We start from the raw sequence: 25,116 nt of genomic DNA on the forward strand, positions 1-25,116 counted from the left end.
AAACGGCTTTATAAAATTAAGCGTAAAAATTGTGCTGTATAAAGGGTAAGCGGTTCACTTGATTTATCAAGTTTAGAGCGCATCACTGCGCCTTCCCAGCCAATCCAGAAGAACTCAGCAAGCATTTTACAATCTGATGATTGAGGTATTTGTTTTTGCTGCTTTGCGTCTATCAAACAGTGTTCAATTAGAGCTTGCCAGCTGGTGTAAGCCTGCTTAATACGTGCAATCATTGCTTCATTAAGGTAGCTGAGCTCTTGGTTTAAATTACCAATTAAGCAGCCGCGATTAAACTCAAACTTTGCCATGCCTTGTTTAGCGTCATTAGCAAACAGTACAATCCTTTCAAGAGGGGTTGTTGCATCGTTTGCTAGGTGGCGTTTTAACTTTGCCTGAAAATAGCTGTCGTAAGCATCTATGAGTGCCAAGCCGAAATCATTTTTACTTTTAAAGTAATGATAAAAAGAGCCCTTAGGTACTTGTGCTGATTTTAAGATTAAATCAATGCCGGTTGCGCTAAAGCCTTTTTCAGTTAATACGGCTAACCCTGTATTAATTAGTAGGGCACGCGTATCTGCATTTGAACGCGCTATTTTTGGTGGCCTGCCACGACGGCTCGGCACAGAGTTATTTGTTTCCATGAGCACCATATTAGACCGATCGGTTTTTAATATGCAAGTAATAAATAGACTAAATTGTAATCATCACAAATTTGTCATGATTACAATTTAATTGGGAACTTTGTAGAAATAGGCTAGGTCACAAATATTGAAGCTAAAAGAGCTGTATCGTTTTTAGCTGAATTTAAGTGTATTAATAGATGGTTTTAGTTAAAGAGGTACGACCACCTAGTCATTTAAAATGTTAATTCATTTGAGCATCAGCACGTTAGTTATTGTCAATTTATTTAATTGCTTTTTGCTATTTGAATTTAACAGTTTTATTAACTATTCATTAAATGTAGATGTCAATTTCGCTACATATCTATAAATATAAAAGGTGAGGATATTACCTATGAAGAGACAGAAAAGAGATCGTTTAGAAAGAGCTCATTCTCAAGGTTATAAAGCAGGCTTGGCAGGCCGTTCCAAAGAACAATGCCCTTATCAACAAATAGACCCTAAATCAGAATGGTTAGGCGGCTGGCGAGAAGCCATTGAAAACCGAAATATGTTTAAAACTTAAAATAGGCACCTTATTTACGCAAAAAAGCCCCGCTTTGGGGCTTTTTTGTATCTACAAATTAATATTAGAATGCAGATGTATCTTGGAAAAGACCTACTTTAAGATCTTTTGCTTCATAGATTACGCGGCCATCTACTTCTACAGTACCATCAGCCATACCCATGAATAATTTACGTTTAATAACACGCTTCATGTCTAAGCGATAAGTTACTTTTTTAGCTGTCGGTAAGATTTGACCTGTGAATTTAACTTCACCTACACCAAGTGCACGACCAAGACCTGGACCACCAGACCAACCAAGGAAGAAACCTACTAATTGCCACATAGCATCAAGACCAAGACAACCAGGCATTACTGGGTCACCTTTAAAGTGACAGTCGAAGAACCAAAGATCAGGGTTGATATCTAGTTCTGCAACGATTTGGCCTTTACCGTGCTCACCACCATCAGCAGTGATAGAGATAATGCGGTCCATCATTAACATGTTGTCACTTGGTAAACGACAGTTGCCTTCACCGAACATTTCACCTTGACCGCAAAGGACCAATTCTTCTTTTGTATAGCTGTTTTTAGGTTCCATAACTCTCATTCATCGCTTAGAAATTGCCCCGTACTTTAGCGTACACTTGTACGCTAAACAACTCGGAGCAGTTAATTATTTGCTATTTTTCGCTTGTTTTATGACCATTTAATTAAACTGTCGCTGATAAAGGGAGATAAAACCGCGCATTGTGAAGTAAAAATCATTATAATTGCTGTGATTCTTTAACCAGTCTAAAGGAAATTTATGATCCTTTTTGTAAACTCACTGACAGTGATTGATTTTTCTTACTTGTGTAATAAACGCGGCGCAGTTGGCGAGAGCTGGATTGTGGATTTAACTCTGCACGGTCAATTAAATGATGAGTCGATGGTGCTTGATTTTGGCTTAGTTAAAAAGCAAATCAAGGGCATTATTGATAACTGTATCGACCATAAACTTGCTGTGCCTGCCACACTAAACGGTTCACTAACACAGCATGCTGAGCACAGCGTGCTAGATTGTCATTTTGGTGATAATTATCACTTAGCTATGAGCGCTCCTAACCAAGCATATTGTTTAATCGATGCTGATGTTATTGATGAAAAGTCGGTAACCGAGTTTTTAATTAAAACAATTATGCCTGAGCTACCTAGCAACATTGAAAAGATTGAACTTAATTTATACCCAGAGCATAGCCAAAGTTTTTATTATCATTACAGCCATGGTCTTAAAAAGCACGATGGTAATTGTCAGCGTATTATTCATGGCCATCGCTCACAAATTGGTATTAGCCTTGATGGTATGGCTATGCCTCGCTTACAAAAAGAGTGGGCAGATAAATGGGAAGACATTTATCTAGCAACAGCTGAAGATGAAATCAATAAATCAGACCTTAAGCATGTAACTGCACAAGAGAACGATGTGTGCTTTGCTTACACATCACAGCAGGGCTATTTTGAAATGGCGATTGATAAATCTCGTTGCGATATTTTACCTTGTGATACTACGGTTGAGTGCATTGCAGACTACTTAAGTTCACAAGTTAAAAACCAATACCCTGATTCAGAAGTTAAAATTACAGCTTACGAAGGGGTTGCTAAGGGGTCAATCAGTTATGCGTAAAGGATTACTAATAGCTGCATTTGCAGGATTATTTTCTTTTACTGCAAGTGCTGTCGAATTAAAAGGACATTTAACTCAAGGCGGTTTAGTAACAGGCCAAATTGATGGCGCTAAAAGTGTTAGCTTCAATGGTGAGCCTCTTAAGCTTTCAACAAATGGTGAGTTTGTGTTTGGCTTTGGTCGTGATGCGAAGACAAATCATAGCCTTTCTTGGGTTGATAGTGCTGGTGTAAGCCACGAACAAGCAATTGTGATCACTAAGCGTGATTACAAAATTGATAAAATCACCGGTGTAGCAAAAAAATATGTTTCGCCACCTAAAGAAGTGTCTGAGCGTATTAGCCGTGAAGCTGTTGCTGTACGTAAAGCGAGGCAAGTCAATTCTGACTTACGGTACTTTTTAGATCCTGTTTATAAGCCGGCAAAGGGGCGCATTTCAGGTGTTTATGGTAGCCAGCGTTACTTTAATGGTGAACCTCGCCGCCCGCACTTTGGTTTAGACATTGCCAATAAAACAGGTAGCCCAGTGTATGCACCAGTAAGCGGCACAGTTGTTTTTGCTGATGCTGACTTATATTACTCTGGTGGAACCTTGATCCTTGACCACGGCCATGGTGTTACCTCTACTTATATTCATTTAAGCAAATTAGATGTAAAAGTAGGGGATGAAATTAAGCGTGGCGATAAAATTGCCGAGATCGGTGCGACCGGCCGCGTAACTGGCCCTCATTTAGACTGGCGTTTTAATTGGAAAAATGAACGCCTTGACCCTGCGCTAATGATGCAAGACACATTAGCTAATAAAAAGTAGAGACTATGACACAACCAATCGATCGTGACGCTATTATTGCAAAGCGTATTGCTGACTCAACAACGTCGGTAACAAAAACTGTTTTTCCTGGCCGCACCAATCACCACAATACTTTATTTGGCGGTGATGCGTTGGCTTGGATGGATGAGGTCGCGTTTATCGCTGCTACACGTTTTTGTCGTAAGCCACTTGTAACTATTTCGTCTGACCGTGTAGATTTTAAAGAAGCCATTCCAGCTGGTACATTTGCAGAGCTAATTTCTAAAGTGGTGCATGTAGGAAACACCAGCCTTAAAGTAGACGTTGAAATCTTTTTAGAAACAATGCACAAAGACGATAAGCATTTAGCTATTTCTGGTAGTTTCATGTTTGTAGCTGTTGATGATAATCACAGGCCAACACCGGTTGTTTGCGATAAAATGATCAACGGTTTCGAATAAAGCACGGCTATACCAATTCGCAATAAAACTTAATTAAGCGAATTGGTATTAAACTTAAAAAATAAGTACCTGCGGGTATTTATTTTTACACACAAAAGAACACATCATACTAATTTTGTGTAAATATTATCTCAGCAAAGATTAAGAAATAGGACTATAAGTAATCAGAGGGAGGGTGGCTATGCGTTTACTAATTCTGGTTCTTTATGGCGTTCTTTTATTTTTAGCTTTTAATCAATTAGATTCTTATATGCTGGATTTAATCGCAGCGCTAAGAGGTCAGTTAATTTTAGTTAGCTTTTTACCTGTAGGGTTATGCTATTTTTACAGTAAAAAGATGGCATCAAGCTTACTAGTTTTAAGTACAATTTTGACTTTAGTGCACTTTAAACCTTACTCATCTAATCAGAGGGAGGTCGGTGATATTAAGGTTACACAAATAAATCTACAATATAGTAACCCTAACTTACAACAGATTATCTATAACCAAATGATAGAAGAGAAAAATGATATCCTGGTGTTATTAGAATTTAATGATACACAGCGTCATGTTCTTGATAATCTCAACACAGAATATCATTTGTTTGGTTATGCTGAAGTTGAAGGCGCGCCTTTTGGTATAATCGTTATCTCAAAACTTCCGATTATCCAAAAACAAATTAAACGCTTTGATAACCCAAAACTAGGCTATGTAAAACTTAGTTTTTTGCATAATAACATTATGTTAAATGGCCTTGTTTTTCATCCTCCATCACCAAGAGATAGAACTCTATGGACGCAACGCAACTCTGTTTTAAGTAAAGTGCAAAACGAAATTAAAACTTTAGGAGAGATTTGGTTAATTGCAGGGGATTTTAACACGGTTCCATGGTCGCGCTATTTTATTGAAGCTGATAATAATTGCTTTGATCGTAGTGGATTTTATATAACTTGGCCTTCTAAAATTCAATTTAATGGCTTACCAGTTTTAGGTCTTCCTATTGACCATTGCATTGCAAGTGAGAAAATTAGGCTAACTAATATTAAAACTAGTTTCGTTAAAGGTAGCGACCACAGGTCGCTTACCTATGAAGTTAAACTATCTAAACAGTGAAGTTGTCTTAATTTACTATTTTCTATCAATATCTCTACTAACATACTTAATTCAAAATTATCCCAAGGCTTTGCCGTAATCATTGTTGCGACTTTATCTTTGACTGCATGCTTAGATGCTTCCATCTCTGCATAGCCAGTTAATAACATACGCGAACTGTAAGGTTTTACTGCCTTAATTTTCTCAAGTACAGCTAAACCACTCAAAGAAGGCATTAATAGATCACAAATTACCAGGTCAAGCGCATTTTGTTTCGCATATTCAATAGCTGCATAGGGATCACTGTAACAAACTACAGAATAGTTACTAATTAGCAGTCGTTTTAATGAGCGTAAAATTGCCTCATCATCATCAATTATTAATACAGTTTCTTTCATTAGCTTGCACCCAATAAGTGTTTTAGATCATAAAGAACATGTTTAAAATTTCGCTTATGAGGAAATAGCCAAAATGCCTTATTTGAATAGGATAGTGCTTTCGAGTAATTACCTAATTCTCTATAAAACTCACCATAACACTCACTTAAACGTGCTTTTATTTTCTTTAATTCTCCTTTTGTAACCCCGTATTGATTCCTGCGTATAATTTCAACCATTGCGGCTAATCGATTTTCTCTATTAGCAGTTATTGAGTTTGCTCGCATCAAGTAGTGCATTGCGCACAAAGAGCTGTAAGCTACATCACCTTGCTTAGCTATTTTTAACCAACAATCCAGATCTGTTGCGCTTGTTAATTTGTGATCAAATCCGCCTACGTCAATCAAAGCGGCACGTTTAACCATTACAGATGAAGTGCCAACAATGTTAGTTGTTATCATTTGACTTATTGGATTTTTCAGCAAATGAAATTCTGTGTTCGTTCTATTGCTGTCGAATTCAGGCCAGTAGTCAAAACAGCTGATTATGTCTTCATTTTTTTCATTAAAGTGCATGTAGTCTGTAAAACTTAGTACGCACTCTGGATGCTCGTTATGAAAGGCTAACTGTTTAGCTAGTTTATCTTTTGACCAGTAATCGTCTGCATCCAAAAATGCAACATACTCTGAATTTGCTTGTGTGATGGCCAAGTTTCTTGCTGCCACGACACCTTTCCTATTTTGTGTAAATAAACGTACTTCTTTATTTGTTTTAGCGAGTTGTTGTAAGTAGTCTATGCTTCCGTCAGTAGACCCATCATCAACAATAATAATTTCAAAATTAACATCATTTTGTTGGTAAATACTGTTTATGCATGTCTCTAAATACTTGAGACAATTGTAATTAGGGATGATTACACTAACTTGAGTAGACATAAGATTACTCCAAAACTTAAACATATTATTCTTGTAGTACGCAATTTAGAAGCCACTTTTATTAGCTCGATATTGGCTATAATTCTCTAATTTTTCTTTTTGTGCGTTGCATTTTGCAATTATTTATAGATTTGACGTCTCAAATTGAGAAAAGTACCCCATAAAAAGCAGGTATGGTTATTGCCCTTGTTTCTACATATATTTTAGTAGGAGCATTTTATGAAACACATCGCTATCTTAGTTCCGAGTTTCCCAGTTGCATCAGAAACATTTGTTGTCACAGAAATTAATGCACTTCTAGATGCTGGACATAAAGTGACGGTATTCACTTTTGAAAAAACCTCTGTGTTGATTAATTTATCAAGTGCAATAGAAGTCAAAGAGATTGAAAAGCCTGACTTTAAAAAAATACTTCCCGCAATGTTTAATGTTGTGAAACTCAGTAAAGCAATAAATACTGCAATCCAGTTTCGCTCGATATCTACACAATCTCTTATTGGCTATGGCTACAAAATTGCTCAGTACCTTAAAGTTGCCAAAATAGATCATTTGCACTGCCATTTTATGCATGGCCCTTTAGCATATGGCATTGTTGCTGCGAAAATGGCAAATATCACTGTCTCTTCGATAGGGCATGGCCATGATGTTTATGTAAATAGTGCCGATTTAAACTCGAAATTAGCTTTATGTGATTTCTCTGTCGCTGTGTGTGAAGAAATGGCTATGCAGTTTAAAAAATGCGAAAAAAGTAACGTGAAATTACTTCACTGCGGTATCGATACTACAAAATTTAACCAAACACCTTCATCATTAAGTGAATCTGTAAGGTTAATTTTTATAGGTAGGCTAGTCGAAAAGAAAGGGCTTCAATTCTTATTACCAGCTCTTAAACATATGCCTAAAGAATTTGGTATTACTTTAGATATCGTTGGCGACGGTCCAATGATCAACGACCTAATGTATATGGCTGAAGAGCTTGGCGTAAGAAAGTCAGTCAGGTTTCTAGGTGAAAAACCTCATGCTTGGGTAAGTGAAAACCTAGTGAATTATTCAGCTTTGATTGCCCCATTTTGTGTTGCTAAAAATGGTGACCGAGATACAGGGCCACTGGTTCTAAAAGAGGCAATGGCATGTGGTTTACCTGTTTTAACAACCACTTTAATGGGTGCGAATGAAATTGTTACGCCTAATGTTGGCATGAAATGTATGCCTAGCAGTATCTCTGGTATTAGCAAGATGCTTTATAAATTTCATGAGTTGTCACCTCATAAACGCTATTTACTCGGCCAAAATGCAAAACAACATGTTAATCAGCACTACAATGCATTTAAACAGGCTAAACAACTATCAAAGTGGGTTGAAGCTTTGTAAGGAACAGTTATGAGTAATCTAAAACAAATAGGTTATTTTGCCGTCGCAGTATTATCAGTAAAAGGACTAGGCTTTTTATTGCTACCAATTAGCACACGATTCCTAAGTCAAGTAGAGTTTGGACAGTTAAATTTTCTTGTAACTGTTTCTGCGCTGTGTTCGCTTATTTTATCAATAGGCTTACCAGAGCTTTTACTTAAACAACAGTACAATACTCATACTGAAAAACTTGCTCTGTTTCGTGACGCGGTAATTACAACCTTTATATTTAGTTTACTCTTTGCAGGTTGTTCTTTGATTTTTTCTGAGCAAATAGCACATCAGTTACCGGCCAAAGTTGATCCTCTAGATTTAAGGCTATTAATTGTTAATCTTGCATTATCGGCGCTAATTGGTATTCCGTACATTTATTATCGCTTGACTAATAATGCGAGAACATATTGTTATTTATGCATTTCTCATGCTTTAGTCCAAACAACATTAACGATTACCTTACTATTTTTAGGTTTCAGTATTACTGGAGTTATGGTGTCGGGGGTAGTGAGTAGTTTACTTATTGTATGTATTAGCTATTTTGATATTTTAAAGGTTATTAATGTAAGTTATTCAGAGTTTTCTTGGCGAATACAAGGGAAACAGACTGTTTTTATCATTTCTATTGTTATCTCTAGTTTATTTATTTATGCCGGAAACGGCGCTGAAAATTGGTTTATAGTTGCAAACTTTGATGAGACATTGTTAGCGAATTACTACGTGGCGGCGCAGTTTGCAGTATTAACTTCGTTTACGTTTGAGCCTATACGCCTTTGGTGGTTTGCTAAACGTTTTAGCCTAGTTAAAAACAATAAATCTGAATACGAAAGTAAAGCCATTCTCTGTTTGAATGTTGGTTTAGCGCTTTGCGTAGTGATGTCTGTTCTTGCTCCAATCACTTTAAATTTAGTGTTACCTGATAATTACCACGGCAACGAGCACTGGTTAGTATTGTTAATTGTTGTGGTTGCTATTAGGCACCATAGCGATATTTTGAATATTGGTTGTTATACGCATAAGAATGGGATCTGGGTACCCATTATTAATTTTTTAACTGCATTAGTCGGTCTGAGCCTTTTATATCTTCTGGTGCCAATGTTTGCTGTAGAAGGAGCGATTTTATCTTTAATTATTATGCAGAGCTTTAAACTGTTATGTTTTTACTTAACTAGCCAACAGTTTGTTCCGCTAACTTTTAAACTATCTTCACTTGCTACTAGTTGGCTTGCTTTATTGATCATAGCGGGTATTTCGTTTATGCCTGGCAATTTAATTCTACAATTAGGTGTCCTGTTAGCGTACATTTTTGTATTTATTAATCAGTACAAGAGCATCATTTTACGAGTTATCAAAAAAACGGTAGAGGAGCGTAAATATGCTCAATTACTATAAGCAAAATCAACTTGTAATAAATGGTATTGTTGTCACCGTACTGGTTATTTCGACTTACTCGATACTAGGTCCTATCGCCGTTTTTGCTTTATTACTACTTCCTTTTGCAGCGTTTACAGCAGTGAAAGTCAGTGTTGCATTTATTATCTTATTTATTCTTTTTAGTTATTTTAGGCTACACGAAGCATTTCCTGTTTTGATGCCATTAAAAATTCCTAAGCTCTTGGCATTAGCATCTCTTTTAGGGATTGCATGGCATCTATTTATTTCGCAGAAATTAAAGCCTCATTGGCATACAAATCACCTTATATTTTTTGCTTGGTTTATTTGGTTAACTATTTGCGTATTCAGTGCGGCTAACCGTGGTTTAGCGCTTGAGTATTGGTCAGGTGTGTTGATTAAAGTGCTCATAATGGTGTTTGCAATTTCATGGTGGATGACTTCTCTACAACATTTTAATGTTATCCGCATTGGTATTATGATTTCAGGCTCAGCCATCGCGCTTGTAGCCTTAAGTAATAAAATGAATGGGATCGGTCTTGTTGAAGGAACTCGTGTGACTATTTCGCGAGAACTTCGCTCACAACTCGGTGACCCGAATGATTTATCACTTGTCATGATGTTCCCAGTGTCTTTTCTTGCTGCTGAAGTTTTTGATAGTAGCGCCCATAAAATAAGACGTTTTATAGCACTCATCTGTCTAATAGTTGCGATTAGTGGCGTTATTGCTACTCAAAGTCGTGGGGGATTACTGGGGATTGCAGCAGTATTAAGCTTTTTTATCTATCAAAAAATTAAAAATCCAATCATTGTTGGTTGTATAGGTGCTGTCGGAATGCTCGCGATGATTGTTTTTGCAGGGATATCAGATAGACAAAGTGGTGGAGCTCATGAAGATGGTGTCGATGAGTCTGCAATGGGCCGTATCTATGCTTGGCATGCGGCAATTAACATGGCGCTGTCTAATCCAATGACTGGGGTAGGTGTGAATAATTTTGTCGCGAATTATTTTTTCTATAGTCCACATTGGGATGGCAAGAATCATGCAGTACACAGTACATGGTTTCAAGTACTTGGCGAAACAGGCATTGTTGGGATGTTCATATTCATTGCCCTGATCACATGTATTTACCGAAGTTTAAACCGTGTTTTCTTGATAAATAAACAGCTTAACGATGAAAAAATAGCAGTGAATGCGAAAGCACTTAAAGGCGGGCTGATAGGCTTTATGGTGTCAGGAACCTTTTTAACTCAAGCTTTTACTTGGCCTATATACATCATCTTGGCGTTAACTATTGCTCTTGAAAAGCTTGTTATAGATAAACAAAAGGAAAGGCATTATGACTGAGAATTTAAAACAGTGGTTAAAATCAAGTGACAGTCCTTTTGCAAAGTCACTTTTTCAAATTGCAAAACTCATTCGCAATCCGCAAATGTTTGTAATACCAGGTTTCCATGCATGCCTATATAAACTGCATTTACTTGTTAAAACAATTTTCAGTGAACTATTACGTATCTTCTATTTTACGCCAATTTTTAAAAGCCAAATTAAAGGTTCAAAACGCAATTTATATCTTTATTCTGGTATGCCACAAATTTTAGGGCAGCTAGATATAACGTGCCAAGATAATTCTCGTATTAGTGGTATTAGCACTTTTTGTGGTCGTAGTCATGGGTTAAACAAATCGCAACTTATCATTGGTAATAATGTCGATATTGGTTGGCAAAACTCATTCTCTGTGGCTGGTAAAATTGTTCTGCAAGATGATGTTAGGCTTGCTGGACGGGTTTTTTTAGCTGGTTTTCCAGGCCACCCTTTAAACTCGCAAAGGCGCGCTTTAGGTGAGCCTGATGATGATTCGCAAGTCGGAGACATCATTATAGAGCAAGGGGCTTGGGTTGGAACGGGGGCTACGATCCTTGCTAGCGTAACAGTAGGAAAGGGCGCAATAGTTGCAGCAAGTAGTGTTGTTACAAAAGATGTACCTGCAAATACGATTGTGGCAGGAAACCCTGCGAAAGTTGTTAAGAAGCTGGAGTCAGAGTCATGAAATTTATCGTTTTTGGTGAAGATTGGCAAAGCCATCCAAGCAGTACTCAACATATCTTTAAAGAATTAGCGAAAAGCCATGATATTGTATGGATAAATTCAATCGGTATGCGAAAGCCAACAATAAAGTTGCTTGATGTAAAAAGAGTTTTTTACAAACTAAAATCGTTAGTGTTGAAAAAGGGGCATACTGAAGAATCTGCAGACAAGCACAGCAAACTTAAAGATCATACCTTGCCGATTTTACCTTGGCATGACAATAAGCTTGTAAAAGCATTTAATAAATGGATTTTTAATAAAAAGTCTTTTGTTGATAATGAACCAATTATCTATTGGGTCAGTGTTCCTACTGCCATATACCTTATTAATTTACGTCCCATAGACAAGATTGTTTATTATTGTGGCGATGACTTTTCGGCTTTAGCGGGTGTTGATCATTTAATGGTTGAACCACTAGAGAGAGAGCTTATTCTTAAAGCCGACCTCATTTATGTAGTAAGTGAATTTCTTTCTAGCAAAATGCCAAAGCATAAAGTTAAGCTGTTATCTCATGGTGTTGACTTTGATTTATTTAATAATAAAAAGCAGAAGGCAGTTGAACTTAGTAATATCAATAAACCGGTTATTGGCTTTTATGGTTCTTTAAATGCGTGGCTCGACAAAGAACTTTTGCAAAAACTGGCACTTGAACGGCCTCAATACCAAATAATGTTAATTGGTAACATTATTGAAAACTTTGATTCATTATTATCCCTTAACAATGTGTCCCATGTACCCGCAGTAGAGCACCATAAACTTGCTACTTTTTCTCAACATTGGCATGTCTCGATTCTCCCATTTGTTGATAACGCGCAAATTAGAGCATGCGATCCGCTTAAACTTAAGGAGTATCTAGCGACTGGAACCCCCATTGTTTCAACTAATTTTGCTGCAGTGAGACCCTATCAAGAGGCTGTGCTGATCGCAGACTCTATGAATGCCTTCATTGAGCGTGTGGACTATGCCATTAGCATCAGCGATGAGCAAAAGCTTAATTGGCGACAAACTCAAGCTGATTACGCAAAAAATCATAGTTGGCAAGTTAAGGCGCTACAAATAAGTGATGAGCTAGGGCTTGGTTAACTTCATTTATTAAAAGCTGCATTAACGCAGCTTTTTTTATTTTTGGAACGAGATCTGCAACAGAGTAACTAATTGAAATTATTGCAGTTTATTTTTTCAAAATGCAAATATAACTGTAATTTTTTGCAAATTGCAAAGCAATAGGTAAATCCATGTTAGTTAAAGAGCAAATCAAACGATTAATATATTTAGGGCTTTATGCGCTTTATACGCGCATTAAGCTTTTTATAATTCCATTTTGCATTGTGCCTATTGTCGTTATTCTCATGGGCTTAACTGCTCAAAAAGAATATACCAACCACGCAACCATTTTGATTGAAGAGTCTGCACTTTTAAATCCGTATTTAGATGATCTGTCTTTTTCATTTCAGTTATCAGATCGTATGGCAGCACTAAGAACACTAGTTATTAGCAGGAAAGTACTTATCGCTGTCGCTAAGGAAACTAACTTAATCGCACAAGATGCTAACCATAAGCAAGTTGAAGAAATTCATCAAAAGCTCTCTAAAGCTCTGTCTTTGTCATTAATCGGCGATGAATTAGTGCGTATAAACTTTATATGGCACGACCAAAGTCAAATGAAACCTGTACTTGAAAAAGTGGTAGAGAAATTTATTGAACGCTTACTTGCGCCAACTAAAGCCTCTTTAGATACGTCAGAGCAATTTTTCTTTCAGCAACTAGAAGGGTTACGCCAAGAGTTAGAAGTATCTGAAGAATCTCTTGCTAAATTTAAAAGCCAAAATAGCAATACATTACCAACGGTTTTACATAGCAACCGCGAAACATTCGATAAATTATTAACGGAAAAACAGCAGAAGTTAATTGCTCTTTCTGGTGCTAAAGCAAAGCTCAATGCACTAAAAAATAAAGTAGGGCAAGCTAATCCAATCCTAGGGAAGTTAGAAGAAAAAATTATTCGTACAGAATCTGAATTAAGTCTACTGCGTACTCGTTATACAGATAAGCACAGTAAAGTTATTGAAAAAACACGTACTTTAAAAAACTTAAAAGGGCGTCAGCAGTCATTACTTGAATCAAGCGAAGAATTAGATACCTCGAATCTAGATCAACTTTGGCAAATGGTTAATACCTTGCCTTCGGGTGAAAATAAAGAATCCAGTGTGTTGGTTTCACAGCTGCTTGCCTTAGAAGAAGCTAAAAATAGCCTGCTTCAGCAAGAACAAGAATTTGCAATGCTAGAAGAACAGGTAAAAGAGGTAAGCGAGAGATTATTAATTACCAGCGATGTAGAAAAGCAGCTAAGAAAATTAGAACGAGATTACGAAGTTAAACAGTCGTTGTACAAAGATATGTTAAGCCGATACGAAATGGCAAAAGTAACAGGAAAACTTGTTAAATATGAAGGCCCAGACAAAGTAAAAACAATTGAACGCGCCTATAGCCCAACGCAGCCAATCAATACCTCTTTAGTCATGACAATCGTGATTGGAGTCGTGCTTGGAATGTTTACAGGTGGAGCAAGTGTATTTGTTGCTTCACTTTGCGACAGCCATCTGAAAGATATTCAAACTATTGAAAAGCTTAGTAATGCACACGTAGTGACTGTCCTGCCAATTATAAACAGCAGTGCATCTAACAAGCATATTGAAGGAGAGCCTTTATGAAGGTAATGCACTTAGTACAGCATTTAGAAGTTGGCGGCCTAGAAAAAATGGCAATTACGCTACTAAAGAATAGTCAATATAGCCAAACAACCATCATCGTCTCGTTAGAAGGTGATAAGGAGTCAGCAATCAAACAATGGCCGGAACTTAGCAATTATAAAAGCAGTGTTTTTTGTTTAAATAAAGCACCTGGCTTTAAAGGTTCGGTTATAAAAAAATTAAAGGCGCTTATAAAAGAGCAGCAAATAGATATTATTCATAGTCATCATATAGGTCCATTACTGTACGCTGGTATTGTGTGTTCATTAACAACTAAGCGTATTCGCCATGTTTCGACTATTCATGATGCTTGGTATTTAAACAATATTAAGCAACGTTTTTTCACCAGAGCTCTTAACTTATTAACACATATTCATTGGGTAGCAGATGCAAACATCGTAGCCAATGAGTTTCAATCAAAAACGTCAATCATACCTCAACAGACAATTTTAAATGGTATTGATTGCGAGCAATTTAAAGCAATAGATAAATCATGTGCACGCCAGCAGTTAAACTTACCAGAAAATGTTCAGTTGATCGGGTGTGCAGCACGACTAATTGAAGGTAAAGGGCATAAAGACTTAATACATGCTCTCATTTATTTGCCTGAGAATTATCACCTTGTATTTGCAGGCGATGGTGACCAGAGAGATTTACTCCACAAAGCTGTTGAAAGCTATGATTTAAAATCGCGAGTACATTTCTTAGGAAATATACACGACATGAGAGTTTTTTACTCTAGCATCGATGTTATGTGTCTATACTCGAAACGAGAAGGTCTGCCCCTGTCTATCATTGAAGCGATGGCATGTGGAGTACCTATTGTCGCATCTGATGTAGGTGGTATTCACGAAGTTGTAACTGATAAAGAGGGGGAATTGATTGCAGCAAATAACTACAAGCTAATTGCCCCTGCGATATTACGTACTTTGCAATTACCAAACGGAAATCCTATTCGTCATCATGCTATTGCTGTTGCTGATGCACGGACCATGAGCAGTCAATATGACAATTTATACACAGCGTTAGCGTGATGGGAGGCTATGATGACAATCTTCAGTATCGTATTTTTAGTATTAGTATTCGTTGCAATTTACCACCATGTTGGATATCCAATCATGGTTAATTGGGCTGCAAAAAGTCACAAATCTAAACACAAAAATAGCAAGGCTGACCCTAAAACCTATCAGCCAAATATTGGTATTTTAATGTGCGCGTATAACGAACAAGACCACATAGCAGAAAAGTTACATAACTTAGCCTCATTGTTATATGACAATGATCATTACAGCATACATGTCTATTTTGATGGTTGCACAGATGCGACGGTGAACAGAGCTTATGAGGCTCAACGTGTTTTACTGAGCCATGGTGTGCAATGTTTTTTCCATGTCAGGGAAGAGAACAAAGGTAAAGTGCATGGATTAAATACATTAATGGGGTTAGCTAAATTTCAAAATGATATTTTATTGTTCACTGACGTGAGCGCGCTATTGAGCATTGATGCTTTAAATAAGGTCGCCGATAAATTTAGTAATCCAAAAGTTGCAATTTCTACGGGAGTGTACACACTTGATGATAGGGCTCCAGATGCACAAAAAGCATATTGGAAGTATCAAAATCAGGTAAAACTATCTGAGTCCGAGCTAGGTGCAGTAATTGGTGTGCCTGGTGCCATGTTTGCGATGCGTTCAACATCTGCAATAGAGCTTGATGATAACACTATTAATGATGACTTTATTTTATCTATGAATGCGCTTGCACAAGGTGGTAAGGCAGTATTAGATGAAGACGTTGTTATTTATGAGCGTGAATGCGATTTACAACAAGAAGACTACAAACGTCGTATCCGCCTTGGAGCAGGGAATTGGCAACAAATTAAGTCTCTAAAACAGCTTCTAAAGCCTCAGCTTGGTTGGACGAGTTTAAACTTTTTTTCGCATAAAGTACTACGCGGTGTGATGCCGATTATCTTAGCGTGTATCTACTTGTGTATTTTATTCGAAGCTGCATTCATGAAAACCACATGGGCAGTGTTTTTAGCCATAGGCATTTTAAGCTTACACGGTGTTGAGCTGTTAAAGAGTGTATTTAATATTAAAATACGCGTACCTGTTTTAGATAAAATGAACTATATTTTAAACAGTTATTTTCTGTCTTTATATGGAATTATACGCTACGAGCTAGGGTACTTTAATGCTCCTTGGCGACGTGTGAGGGATAACAATGTGAATCGCTCTTCTTATGAGATATCTGGTAAGTCGCTTGTGAAGGTTATAAAGCGTGGCTGTGATGTTATCGGTGCGTTAGTTGCAATCGCTCTCGTTTGGCCCATTTGTTTATTTGCCGCTATCGCAATTAAATTGACTTCTAAAGGCCCGATTATTTTTAGCCAACTTCGTGTCGGTGAAAGCTCAGATGACTTTGTCAAATTATTTAATGTATATAAGTTTCGCTCTATGGTTGTTGATGCTGAATTAAAATCAGGTGCCGTATGGGCGAGTAAGGATGATCCACGAATTACTCCTATTGGCAGATTTATGAGAAAAACGCGTATTGATGAGTTACCGCAATTAATAAACGTTCTTAAAGGGGATATGTCATTAATTGGTCCAAGACCAGAGCGTCCAGTTTTCTATGCAAAGTTAGAAAAAAATATCCCCTATTTTTGTCAACGAACTTATGGCGTAAAACCTGGTATTTCGGGTCTTGCCCAAGTAATGAATGGCTACGACGAATCAATAGAAGATGCTCGCAGTAAAATTGGTTGGGATTATGCCTATTCACTTAGTATGTCTACGCCATTAGCATGGCTAAAATTAGAATGCTCAATAATTATCAAAACGCTAATGGTTGTTTTTACAGGAAAAGGCCAATAGTTTTATGGTCAAAATCAGTTGCATAATGCAAATTAATTCCTATAAATTAATTGCATTATGCACAAAGTAAATAAAAAAATTAAAATTATCAATACCTTATATTCTGGCATTTAAGTTGTAACAGTAAGATTAACCAAACCATCTTAAAGGTAGAAAATCATGACTAATACAGCTAAATCTGATGCAAGTACCACATTCATCACCTTACCAAATGATTTCTCTGGTTTAGCAGTCGATAGCTTCAAAGATCAGTTCGAAACGGTAGCCACGAGTGAACAATTAAATGTGGTTCTGGATTTTAGTGACACCACCTTCATCGACTCCTCAGGTATTGGTGCCATGGTATTTTTATATAAACGAATTGAGAAAAAAGGCCAAAAGCTTTCTTTACTGAACGTTTCAGGTCAACCACATAAATTAATGAGTTTACTAAGAGTAGATAAAACCATCCCATTCATTGAGCAAGCTGACATCGCGTGAGGTGAGTTATGAAGCACATACTAATAACAGTTTTACTGATTATAATTGGCGGATGTGCTTCTTGGCCTGATGAAGGACAAGGAGGCTGGGCCGAAAAATACCAAAATTACCCATTAACCGATGAACAAAATGAGCTTATTTACGATACACAAGAAACAGTGGTTTTGAGTGAGTTTGAACATCACGTTTTGAAATTAGATTTGTTGAAAGCTCAAGGCATCAAACAATGTATGCCCGCTCAATTGCTTAAAGCTCAAATTTATGAAAATCGTATACGTCGTTTAATCGCAGCCCAAATGTGGGAAGACGCAGAGCATGATCTTTTGATCCATTACCACGGCCTAAACCAGTTATCAAAACACTTTGAAACAGTTAATGCGATGACGCAATGTGCTGGCCCAACGGAAAATGAGCAGGTGATGACTGCATCATTGAAAGAGCAAATCACTGAGCTGCTAAATAGTGACAATCAATTCTCTTTTAATGACTTTCAAGTAACACCTAAATACATCTCTCGCTTATCACAGGCGGCTGACTTAATAAAACAAGTAGATAAAATCAATCTATTACTAGTAGGGCATACAGATATTAGCGGGCAACAAACTAATAACTATGAATTAGCATTGAAACGTGCAGAGACGGTTAAACACTGGTTAGGAATTTACGGGGTTAATTTAGCTACGATTACAACGCTCACACAAGGTAGTTTATCACCTTATAGCAATGAGCCCGACTCAAATGCTAAACGCCACTCAGATAGACGTGTAGAAGCGATAGTTATTGATATTACTGACAAAGATACGAACAAAAAAGTACATGCATTATCCAGTTGGACCAAAGTTTTAAATGGTCCTAAGGGGCAATAATATGAAACAGTTAATTTTAATATGCTTACTTATGTTCTCAACACTCGCTGTTGCAGAGCAAGTTCAAGTCGGAAACAAAATATATTTATACTTACCGGGTGAAGTAGAGTTCAATGAACCATTTGAAGTTGCCAAAGATGGCACCATCACTTTACCTGAGCTTGGTAAGTTTAAAGTAACTGGCGCTGAACTTGCTGAAATTGAACAGCAACTACGTACTGCATTAAGCGAAGTCTATGTTGCGATGGACGATTTTTATGTCGAAATTCGTTCTAGAGATATTTTTATTAATGTTATGGGTTATGTGAACGACCCATCTCAAGTCAGTATTCCCCGTGATGGTAATATCCAAATGGTCATTGCACGTGCAGGTGGCTTGAAACCAGGGGCACAGCTAGACAGACTACAAATTCGTCGCGGTAACGATGTAATAGAATTCAATTACAAAGCCTATTTAGATTCAGGCAACATTGACTTATTACCCCAATTACAAAGTGCCGACACAGTATTCGTACCTGTATCACCACTATTAGGCAATGTACAAATCGATTTTGATGCGCAAACATTAAGTGCATCCGGTGATGCCAGCGATAACAGTGCAATCACCTTACTTGGTGAAGTTCACAATCCAGGTAGTTTTGCATTCAAAGAAAATATGAGTGTATTAGATGCATTGATGCGAGCTGAAGGTGTAACTCGCTACGCAGATGTAACCAAAATTCGCGTTATCGTAGACAAAACACCTGTTGTGTTTGATCTAAAAGCGTATTTGGATAAACCTAACAACGATACAATGCCTGCACTAAAAGCGGGTTCTACGATTTACGTGCCTATCATGGTTGATGATGTAAACACTACATCACGTACCGTCTACATCATGGGTGAAGTACAAAAGCCGGGCGCTTATGAGGCCGGCGATAGTACCAGCTTTTTAGATATTCTTGCGAATGCCGGCGGGCCGACTCGCTTTGCAGAAACTCGCCAGATTAAGATTTTAACGCCATCGGGCGAAAGTATTTTATTCGATCTGCAAGGCTACAGTGAAGGAATTGTGACTGTAAAAGTGCCTAACTTAAACCCAGGAGATGTGATTTTTGTTCCAGAAAAGACTGACCAAAATGAAAAAAGTTGGTTGAAAGTGCCACCAAAACGCGCAATTAAAATTATCGGCGCAATCCAATCACCGGGCCGTTATGAATGGAGTCCCGAAATGGATTTCACAGATTTACTTGCGCATGCAGGCGGGCCAACTAAAGGCGCAAATATCAATGATATAAAGATCGTTCGTAACGGTGAAGTCACTAAACGTTTCGATTTAGAGCAGTATACAATTAATGATGCAGGAAACTATGAATTACCCAACTTGATTGCTGGCGACACTATCATTGTTGAGGAACTGCCAGTTGATCCTGCTGATAATAAATCGCAATGGATCCGCCAAGAATCAAGTAAATCTATTTATATAATGGGGCAAGTTGGTTCTCCAGGCCGCTATGCATTTAATACCAATATGCATTTTATTGATATTTTAGCCGCGGCTGATGGTCCTACAGATAATGCAGATTTACGTAATATTCGTATTACCCATCGTAATGGAAACACTGCAAAGGTTAGTAAGTTAAACCTCGCACTTTATTTTGAAACAGGCGATGAAACACTGTTTCCACACGTTTTACCAGGCGATACCATCTACATTCCTGAAAAAGATAAAGATTGGTTACGTACCCCTAAAGAGCAAGTAGTGCGTATTATGGGGGCTGTTGAAAAGCCTGGTCGTTACAGTTTTGATGACACTATGACGGTACTTGACGTACTAGCAGAAGCAGGCGGTCCATCAAGCTCTGCACTCATAGACAAAATTGTGGTAGTTAATCATTCATGTTGTAAAGAGCAGTCTCGTGTATTTGATTTAGAAGAGTTTGTTAAGAATCCGAATTCAGCGTATATCCCTGTGTTACGTGCCGGCGATACGCTTTATGTGCCAGATAAAGGTCAGGATTTAATTAGCCAATTTAAATCTAACTTTCTCGACTTCATAACAGTAATCGCTTTAGTGGTGGGCCTATGAAATTAATACCTTCTCAGTACCAAGAGCTTGAAGCAGTTTGTAATGAAATTGATAACCTTAAAGCTCGCTGTATTTGTTTTATATCTTTAACAGGAAGTGAGGGGTCAACTTCCTTATGTACTAGCGTTGCAACAAGACTATGCAATCAATCAAAAAAAGTTTTGATCATTGATTTGAACCCAATTTCGCCTTTTAAACTTGATCAGAACCAAAGTACTGACGTTGGGCCATGGTGCTTTAGTGATATAAGTTGTCAATTGAATATTATTAGCACAGATCACGTTGATATTTTAACTATGCAGCATCTAAATGAGCTGGAATCAGTTAAAAACAAATCAATCCTAAACGATGCAATTGAACGAATAAAACAAGAATATGACTATGTGTTTATTGATATGAGCCCAGCACTTAAGTGTAATCGAGGCAATGTACCATTACATGCGCTAAGCTTATGTACTGACATGACATTTTTGACTGTTTCATTAGGTTTAAATGATGAAGAAGCACTGTGCCATGGCATTACAAATCTAGAGCAAGCAGGATTGACTGAGATTAAAATTGTAGTCGCACAGCATAACTTTGCTCCACTGGGTACACGTTTGATTGAGTCACTTAAAACGCGCCAACATAAATGGCCTAAACTTTCTAATTACCTAATAAATAAAATAATTAAACAACGTTGGTTGTTTACTGCATATTGAGAGACAAATGGACTGCCTTTATCAAAAGAGTTATACGCTAGATTGGCCGATAGTGAGTGAGATACGGCATGTTTTAAAACATATCCTTACTGCAATTAGTGTCAAGCACCAAGACATTGATGCTGCAGGCCTTGTCGCAACCGAGTATTTAACTAATTTACTACGCCACACAAAGAAAAATGATAAGCCTTTGTTATTTAGTATATTTAAAGTATCAAACCAGCAGTTACGAATTGAATTTAAAGATTCATTTAAAAGTTATGATATTTTTAATAATCACTCATCAAATTGGGAAATAGACAGCGGTGAGCTTGTTGAAGGGGGGATGGGTGTTGCGCTTATCAAGCATTATTTTCCTAATGCTAGCTATAATACTCATCATCAATTTAATACATTTTCTTTCTGTTTAAACAATATCGATAAGCGGCCAACATTGATATACATTGATGATGATAAGTCACAATTGGCTCTGCTTAAAGCCTATTTATCCGAACATTTTCAAGTAATTTGTTGCGAAGACATTGAATCAGGTTGGCAAGAGATCCTGACCTCAGGTGCGACGATTTTACTGTTAGACCACAAGCTTAAAAATGGTACGAGTGAGCCGCTACTAAAACGACTAAACCAGTCAAATCTAAAAATTAATTTATCAGTTGTTATGCTCACGGGGGATGACAGTGAAGAGTTGATCAAAAGAATTAATATGCTCGGCGTTGATGATTATCTAGTTAAACCTGTTACCAAAACTAGATTACTGCAAAGTATTGAAAGAATTGTTCATCGGTTCTCTGCTTTAAAGTACTTTGTTAATGAGGACAGAGCGCCAACCAAACGTGAGCTAGAAACGTATAACGCTTATAATTTTGGCTCAATTATAAGCCAAATGGGGGGAGATTTTTGTTTGTATCCCCACCAGCATAGCAACGCCGTGGTAATTGGCGATATGATGGGACATGGTCTAGTCGCTTTAAAAGAGAGCTTTGCTATTAAAGGTTTTTTAAATGGTTGTTTAGCAACAGAGATCCCTTTAAAGACCGTACTACCTATGTTGAATAGAGCCCTTTCTGAGCAGCGCTTATGTAAATCAAGCTTAGTAACCTTGTTGATAATTTATATCGAAGATAACCGTTTACATTGGTTCAATGCGGGCCATCCTGCGCCTTGTGTTATTAATAAACAAGGCCGTTTAGAGCAGCTAGTTGGGACAGATCCTTTGCTTGGCCTTAATGATCAACATCAATTTAAGCATTACCAATATGAACTAGCTGAGGTTGAGCACATATTAATCTTTACAGATGGTTGGTTAGATAACCAGCACTTAGATGAAGTGGATCAAATAGTATCGAAATTAAACGCAAACAAACTCTACAATGAAGATTTTGCATATGGTTTATGGCAAGCCAGTCAAGTGAAGTTATCTGAAGAAGTTGATGATGCATCACTCATTGTGATCAACAAACACTAAAGTTTGAGTTTACAAACTGAGCGATTTCACACTAAGCTATTAGTAAGGTTTTGTATCATAATCACTTTATCTCAACAGCTATTAAAATAAGGACATACCAATGCCACCTAAAATTCTCATTGTTGAAGATACTGAGTCACTGGCTTTAATGTACCAGTCATACTTAATACCCACGGGTGTAAATACGCGCATCGCTTACACCGGCGAGCAGGCGATAGCTGCTTTAGAAGAATTTCAACCAGACCTGATCATATTAGATGTCATGCTGCCGGATATGAATGGCCTTGATATTTTATCATCATTAAATGCTGATAACTCTCCGCAGGTAATTGTCTTAACAGGCCATGCAACAAAAGAAATGGCCATTAAAGCAATTAAATTAGGTGCGAGTGACTTTTTAGAAAAACCCATTGAAGCGGATCGTTTTCGGATCACTGTAAATAACGGATTAAAACTAAAAGACTTAAAGCAAACCGTAAAAACATACAAAAGTACCTATGAGAATGGACAGTACTTTGATTTGATTGGCAGTTCTGCTGAAATGCAATCTGTATACCAAATTATTAAATCTGCCTCAGCAAGCAAAGCAACCGTTTTTATTACTGGTGAAAGTGGTACAGGAAAAGAATTATGTGCCCGTGCAGTGCACCTAGCATCTCCGCGTGCAAATAAACCCTTTGTTGCTTTGAATTGTGCCGCAATACCTAAAGATTTAATTGAAAGTGAGATTTTTGGACATTTAAAAGGCGCATTTACAGGGGCCATTGCAAACCGTGAAGGGGCTGCCGGCCAAGCTGATGGAGGAACTTTATTTTTAGATGAGCTCTGCGAAATGGATATTAATCTTCAGAGTAAACTCTTGCGCTTTATTCAAACTGGTTGTTATCAGCAAGTAGGGAGTGAAAAAGAGGTTAAAGTTGATGTACGCTTTGTATGTGCAACAAATCGTGATCCTTTGCTTGAGGTTAAAGAAGGGCGTTTCCGCGAGGATCTATATTATCGTTTACATGTTATTCCTGTCACTTTACCACCTCTTAATCAACGTGGCAGAGACGTTATTGAGATAGCAGATGCCTTATTCAAAAAAATTAGTAAAGAGGAAGGGCGTAGTTACAGGGGCATGTCTGATGCTGTTAAAAACATGTTTTTAAAATACAGTTGGCCGGGTAATGTTCGACAGCTAGAAAATACAATTAGAAATATTCTCGTACTTCACAATGAGGATTATATAGAAACAAATATGATCCCTGCTTTACCTCATAGCCAAAATCAGTCAGTCGAAACGGCAGCTTCTGAACCAAGTCATAGGGTTAAAACACAATTTGAGGATAGTACGCCTATATCTTCAGAAATAATTTCAATTGATGAAAAACCAGCAGAGTTTTCTCAGTCAGATATAGAACCCCTTTGGTTAGTTGAAAAACGCTATATAGAACAGTCTATCGATGCATGTAATAACAATATTCCAAAAGCAGCGGCCTTGTTAGATGTGAGTCCTTCAACACTTTACAGAAAAATCAAGAGTTGGGAGGAAATGCAGGTAAGCTAGCGATATAAACCTTATTTAATTGTTCAAATTGCTGTTTACCTGAAAAACGTTGCTCAACTAATTGCTTAGCATTTTTGAGCATGTTGCGCTTTTGCTCAGCACTGAGTGATCGTAAGTAATTTAATTGGTTTACTAATGCATCAGTGCTTGAATCAGTCATTAGTAAGCCATTTTTTAAATGCTCAATGATTTTCACAAGTTGGCCAACAGGTGCAGAAATCACTAGTACACCATTAGACATTGCTTCAAGAACAACCATAGGTAAACCTTCAGCCCTTGAACAAACAACCAATACATCTAAATGTGGCCATATTTGTTCTGGCTCACATTGTCCATGATAAGTTAATGCTGTTAAATCTAATTCACTTGCCATTGGTCCATCACCAAACATATGAAAATTAAGATATTCAGATGAAAACTGTTTAGCTGTTTCAATAAATATATCAGGGGCTTTCTCGTAAGATAGGCGGCCAACAAAGCCAATGTTAATTGGCTCTATCTCAATGTTTATTGAGTGCTTAGATTTATTATTCAAACTGATAAAGTTTTCCAGTAGTTCTGCTTTGTAAATCTGTTTTGAAAGAATATCTGAAACGGCAAAATTAAATGAAAAGTAGCTTAAAAGCTTATCAAGCCTGTTATATAAATAAACGAGTCCCTGACCTTGCTCACCGGCATGATAAGTAGATATACAACGGCGATTTTGCATTAAGCAAGCGAGCTTGCCTAATATACTTGCTTTATAACCATGAGTATGAAGTAACGAACTAGATGGTAACCATTTGATAATTTTATAAAAACCATAAAAACTTCCGCCCGCAAATTGATAGTCAATATTTGCATTATCTAAACGATTGTAAAATGCGATGTTATTATGATCTTGATAAAACAAAACTGAGCTTTTAATATTATATTGTTCAAGCAAATTGCATAGGGCGATGATATGGCTTTCGATGCCGCCAATGATGCTTGAATCTACAAATAAAATAACACTGTACTTCATATCTA

At 37.3% G+C, this 25,116-nt stretch carries 24 protein-coding genes; 19 read left to right on the top strand and 5 right to left on the bottom strand.

Going from position 1 to position 25,116, the window contains the following annotated elements; all coding sequences use genetic code 11:
• Nucleotides 1-8 precede the first annotated feature (8 nt).
• On the bottom strand, nucleotides 9-641 hold the full coding sequence (locus tag ISP07_RS03450; protein WP_054553818.1) for a TetR/AcrR family transcriptional regulator: 633 nt from the start codon (nucleotides 639-641) through the stop codon (nucleotides 9-11).
• A 373-nt stretch (nucleotides 642-1,014) separates the two neighbouring features.
• On the opposite strand from ISP07_RS03450, the gene rmf reads away from it, so the two are divergent.
• Complete coding sequence (gene rmf / locus ISP07_RS03455) at nucleotides 1,015-1,185, top strand: ribosome modulation factor (protein WP_036968408.1); 171 nt, start codon at nucleotides 1,015-1,017, stop codon at nucleotides 1,183-1,185.
• Nucleotides 1,186-1,249: 64 nt separating this feature from the next.
• Here rmf and fabA read toward each other — a convergent pair whose 3' ends face one another.
• Nucleotides 1,250-1,765, bottom strand: a complete 516-nt coding sequence (gene fabA, locus ISP07_RS03460) for a bifunctional 3-hydroxydecanoyl-ACP dehydratase/trans-2-decenoyl-ACP isomerase (RefSeq protein WP_054553819.1) — start codon at nucleotides 1,763-1,765, stop codon at nucleotides 1,250-1,252.
• 207 nt (nucleotides 1,766-1,972) lie between these two features.
• Here fabA and ISP07_RS03465 point away from each other — a divergent pair, with 207 nt between their 5' ends.
• The 4 genes from ISP07_RS03465 (at nucleotide 1,973) to ISP07_RS03480 (ending at nucleotide 5,174) form a co-directional block, all read left to right on the top strand.
• Nucleotides 1,973-2,830, top strand: coding sequence for a 6-carboxytetrahydropterin synthase (locus ISP07_RS03465; protein WP_166340153.1), 858 nt, complete (start codon nucleotides 1,973-1,975; stop codon nucleotides 2,828-2,830).
• A complete protein-coding gene (locus ISP07_RS03470; protein ID WP_209326802.1) occupies nucleotides 2,823-3,641 on the top strand; it encodes a M23 family metallopeptidase in 819 nt (272 codons plus the stop codon). Before ISP07_RS03465 ends, ISP07_RS03470 begins: the two co-directional genes overlap by 8 nt.
• A 5-nt stretch (nucleotides 3,642-3,646) precedes the next feature.
• A complete protein-coding gene (locus tag ISP07_RS03475; RefSeq protein WP_209326803.1) occupies nucleotides 3,647-4,081 on the top strand; it encodes an acyl-CoA thioesterase in 435 nt (144 codons plus the stop codon).
• A 181-nt stretch (nucleotides 4,082-4,262) separates the two neighbouring features.
• Complete coding sequence (locus tag ISP07_RS03480) at nucleotides 4,263-5,174, top strand: endonuclease/exonuclease/phosphatase family protein (RefSeq protein WP_209326804.1); 912 nt, start codon at nucleotides 4,263-4,265, stop codon at nucleotides 5,172-5,174.
• Here the strand turns inward: ISP07_RS03480 and ISP07_RS03485 are convergent.
• The gene (locus ISP07_RS03485) at nucleotides 5,147-5,551 is read right to left on the bottom strand and encodes a response regulator (protein WP_054553824.1); all 405 of its coding nucleotides are present in this window, start codon (nucleotides 5,549-5,551) and stop codon (nucleotides 5,147-5,149) included. The genes ISP07_RS03480 and ISP07_RS03485 overlap by 28 nt on opposite strands.
• The gene (locus tag ISP07_RS03490; protein WP_138617714.1) at nucleotides 5,551-6,465 is read right to left on the bottom strand and encodes a glycosyltransferase family 2 protein; all 915 of its coding nucleotides are present in this window, start codon (nucleotides 6,463-6,465) and stop codon (nucleotides 5,551-5,553) included. The genes ISP07_RS03485 and ISP07_RS03490 overlap by 1 nt, the downstream gene beginning before the upstream one ends.
• Nucleotides 6,466-6,684: 219 nt before the next feature.
• Here ISP07_RS03490 and ISP07_RS03495 point away from each other — a divergent pair, with 219 nt between their 5' ends.
• The 14 genes from ISP07_RS03495 (at nucleotide 6,685) to ISP07_RS03560 (ending at nucleotide 24,108) form a co-directional block, all read left to right on the top strand.
• Nucleotides 6,685-7,836 carry a glycosyltransferase gene (locus tag ISP07_RS03495; RefSeq protein WP_209326805.1) on the top strand — a complete coding sequence of 384 codons (1,152 nt, stop codon included), beginning with the start codon at nucleotides 6,685-6,687 and terminating at the stop codon, nucleotides 7,834-7,836.
• A gap of 9 nt (nucleotides 7,837-7,845) precedes the next feature.
• Nucleotides 7,846-9,261 carry a lipopolysaccharide biosynthesis protein gene (locus ISP07_RS03500; RefSeq protein WP_209326806.1) on the top strand — a complete coding sequence of 472 codons (1,416 nt, stop codon included), beginning with the start codon at nucleotides 7,846-7,848 and terminating at the stop codon, nucleotides 9,259-9,261.
• Nucleotides 9,245-10,609, top strand: coding sequence for an O-antigen ligase family protein (locus tag ISP07_RS03505; RefSeq protein WP_209326807.1), 1,365 nt, complete (start codon nucleotides 9,245-9,247; stop codon nucleotides 10,607-10,609). The genes ISP07_RS03500 and ISP07_RS03505 overlap by 17 nt, the downstream gene beginning before the upstream one ends.
• The gene (locus ISP07_RS03510) at nucleotides 10,602-11,312 is read left to right on the top strand and encodes an acyltransferase (protein WP_209326808.1); all 711 of its coding nucleotides are present in this window, start codon (nucleotides 10,602-10,604) and stop codon (nucleotides 11,310-11,312) included. The genes ISP07_RS03505 and ISP07_RS03510 overlap by 8 nt, the downstream gene beginning before the upstream one ends.
• Nucleotides 11,309-12,433, top strand: coding sequence for a glycosyltransferase (locus tag ISP07_RS03515; RefSeq protein WP_209326809.1), 1,125 nt, complete (start codon nucleotides 11,309-11,311; stop codon nucleotides 12,431-12,433). The genes ISP07_RS03510 and ISP07_RS03515 overlap by 4 nt, the downstream gene beginning before the upstream one ends.
• A 152-nt stretch (nucleotides 12,434-12,585) precedes the next feature.
• Nucleotides 12,586-14,061, top strand: a complete 1,476-nt coding sequence (locus ISP07_RS03520) for a GumC family protein (protein WP_209326810.1) — start codon at nucleotides 12,586-12,588, stop codon at nucleotides 14,059-14,061.
• Entirely contained in the window at nucleotides 14,058-15,134 is a 1,077-nt protein-coding gene (locus tag ISP07_RS03525; protein ID WP_138602246.1) for a glycosyltransferase, read from the top strand. Before ISP07_RS03520 ends, ISP07_RS03525 begins: the two co-directional genes overlap by 4 nt.
• 9 nt (nucleotides 15,135-15,143) lie before the next feature.
• The gene (locus tag ISP07_RS03530; RefSeq protein ID WP_324616095.1) at nucleotides 15,144-16,979 is read left to right on the top strand and encodes a sugar transferase; all 1,836 of its coding nucleotides are present in this window, start codon (nucleotides 15,144-15,146) and stop codon (nucleotides 16,977-16,979) included.
• A gap of 159 nt (nucleotides 16,980-17,138) precedes the next feature.
• On the top strand, nucleotides 17,139-17,459 hold the full coding sequence (locus ISP07_RS03535; protein WP_209326811.1) for an STAS domain-containing protein: 321 nt from the start codon (nucleotides 17,139-17,141) through the stop codon (nucleotides 17,457-17,459).
• 8 nt (nucleotides 17,460-17,467) lie between these two features.
• Nucleotides 17,468-18,325, top strand: coding sequence for an OmpA family protein (locus ISP07_RS03540; RefSeq protein ID WP_209326812.1), 858 nt, complete (start codon nucleotides 17,468-17,470; stop codon nucleotides 18,323-18,325).
• 1 nt (nucleotide 18,326) lies between these two features.
• Nucleotides 18,327-20,393, top strand: coding sequence for an SLBB domain-containing protein (locus ISP07_RS03545; RefSeq protein ID WP_209326813.1), 2,067 nt, complete (start codon nucleotides 18,327-18,329; stop codon nucleotides 20,391-20,393).
• Entirely contained in the window at nucleotides 20,390-21,094 is a 705-nt protein-coding gene (locus tag ISP07_RS03550) for an AAA family ATPase (protein ID WP_199529625.1), read from the top strand. Before ISP07_RS03545 ends, ISP07_RS03550 begins: the two co-directional genes overlap by 4 nt.
• Nucleotides 21,095-21,101: 7 nt before the next feature.
• Nucleotides 21,102-22,559 carry a SpoIIE family protein phosphatase gene (locus ISP07_RS03555; RefSeq protein WP_209326814.1) on the top strand — a complete coding sequence of 486 codons (1,458 nt, stop codon included), beginning with the start codon at nucleotides 21,102-21,104 and terminating at the stop codon, nucleotides 22,557-22,559.
• A gap of 100 nt (nucleotides 22,560-22,659) precedes the next feature.
• Nucleotides 22,660-24,108, top strand: coding sequence for a sigma-54-dependent transcriptional regulator (locus ISP07_RS03560; RefSeq protein ID WP_209326815.1), 1,449 nt, complete (start codon nucleotides 22,660-22,662; stop codon nucleotides 24,106-24,108).
• Here the strand turns inward: ISP07_RS03560 and ISP07_RS03565 are convergent.
• A complete protein-coding gene (locus tag ISP07_RS03565) occupies nucleotides 24,077-25,111 on the bottom strand; it encodes a glycosyltransferase family 4 protein (RefSeq protein ID WP_209326816.1) in 1,035 nt (344 codons plus the stop codon). The genes ISP07_RS03560 and ISP07_RS03565 overlap by 32 nt on opposite strands.
• Between the last annotated feature and the right edge of the window lie 5 nt (nucleotides 25,112-25,116).

Source organism: Pseudoalteromonas sp. PA2MD11 (genome assembly GCF_017808125.1).
Taxonomy (GTDB): Bacteria; Pseudomonadota; Gammaproteobacteria; order Enterobacterales; family Alteromonadaceae; genus Pseudoalteromonas; species Pseudoalteromonas simplex.

Bases quoted from the DNA above. Each gene is read 5' to 3' on its own strand.
- ISP07_RS03450 (WP_054553818.1), bottom strand. From the start codon at position 641: ATGGAAACAAATAACTCTGTGCCGAGCCGTCGTGGCAGGCCACCAAAA.
- rmf (WP_036968408.1), top strand. From the start codon at position 1,015: ATGAAGAGACAGAAAAGAGATCGTTTAGAAAGAGCTCATTCTCAAGGT.
- fabA (WP_054553819.1), bottom strand. From the start codon at position 1,765: ATGGAACCTAAAAACAGCTATACAAAAGAAGAATTGGTCCTTTGCGGT.
- ISP07_RS03465 (WP_166340153.1), top strand. From the start codon at position 1,973: ATGATCCTTTTTGTAAACTCACTGACAGTGATTGATTTTTCTTACTTG.
- ISP07_RS03470 (WP_209326802.1), top strand. From the start codon at position 2,823: ATGCGTAAAGGATTACTAATAGCTGCATTTGCAGGATTATTTTCTTTT.
- ISP07_RS03475 (WP_209326803.1), top strand. From the start codon at position 3,647: ATGACACAACCAATCGATCGTGACGCTATTATTGCAAAGCGTATTGCT.
- ISP07_RS03480 (WP_209326804.1), top strand. From the start codon at position 4,263: ATGCGTTTACTAATTCTGGTTCTTTATGGCGTTCTTTTATTTTTAGCT.
- ISP07_RS03485 (WP_054553824.1), bottom strand. From the start codon at position 5,551: ATGAAAGAAACTGTATTAATAATTGATGATGATGAGGCAATTTTACGC.
- ISP07_RS03490 (WP_138617714.1), bottom strand. From the start codon at position 6,465: ATGTCTACTCAAGTTAGTGTAATCATCCCTAATTACAATTGTCTCAAG.
- ISP07_RS03495 (WP_209326805.1), top strand. From the start codon at position 6,685: ATGAAACACATCGCTATCTTAGTTCCGAGTTTCCCAGTTGCATCAGAA.
- ISP07_RS03500 (WP_209326806.1), top strand. From the start codon at position 7,846: ATGAGTAATCTAAAACAAATAGGTTATTTTGCCGTCGCAGTATTATCA.
- ISP07_RS03505 (WP_209326807.1), top strand. From the start codon at position 9,245: ATGCTCAATTACTATAAGCAAAATCAACTTGTAATAAATGGTATTGTT.
- ISP07_RS03510 (WP_209326808.1), top strand. From the start codon at position 10,602: ATGACTGAGAATTTAAAACAGTGGTTAAAATCAAGTGACAGTCCTTTT.
- ISP07_RS03515 (WP_209326809.1), top strand. From the start codon at position 11,309: ATGAAATTTATCGTTTTTGGTGAAGATTGGCAAAGCCATCCAAGCAGT.
- ISP07_RS03520 (WP_209326810.1), top strand. From the start codon at position 12,586: ATGTTAGTTAAAGAGCAAATCAAACGATTAATATATTTAGGGCTTTAT.
- ISP07_RS03525 (WP_138602246.1), top strand. From the start codon at position 14,058: ATGAAGGTAATGCACTTAGTACAGCATTTAGAAGTTGGCGGCCTAGAA.
- ISP07_RS03530 (WP_324616095.1), top strand. From the start codon at position 15,144: ATGATGACAATCTTCAGTATCGTATTTTTAGTATTAGTATTCGTTGCA.
- ISP07_RS03535 (WP_209326811.1), top strand. From the start codon at position 17,139: ATGACTAATACAGCTAAATCTGATGCAAGTACCACATTCATCACCTTA.
- ISP07_RS03540 (WP_209326812.1), top strand. From the start codon at position 17,468: ATGAAGCACATACTAATAACAGTTTTACTGATTATAATTGGCGGATGT.
- ISP07_RS03545 (WP_209326813.1), top strand. From the start codon at position 18,327: ATGAAACAGTTAATTTTAATATGCTTACTTATGTTCTCAACACTCGCT.
- ISP07_RS03550 (WP_199529625.1), top strand. From the start codon at position 20,390: ATGAAATTAATACCTTCTCAGTACCAAGAGCTTGAAGCAGTTTGTAAT.
- ISP07_RS03555 (WP_209326814.1), top strand. From the start codon at position 21,102: ATGGACTGCCTTTATCAAAAGAGTTATACGCTAGATTGGCCGATAGTG.
- ISP07_RS03560 (WP_209326815.1), top strand. From the start codon at position 22,660: ATGCCACCTAAAATTCTCATTGTTGAAGATACTGAGTCACTGGCTTTA.
- ISP07_RS03565 (WP_209326816.1), bottom strand. From the start codon at position 25,111: ATGAAGTACAGTGTTATTTTATTTGTAGATTCAAGCATCATTGGCGGC.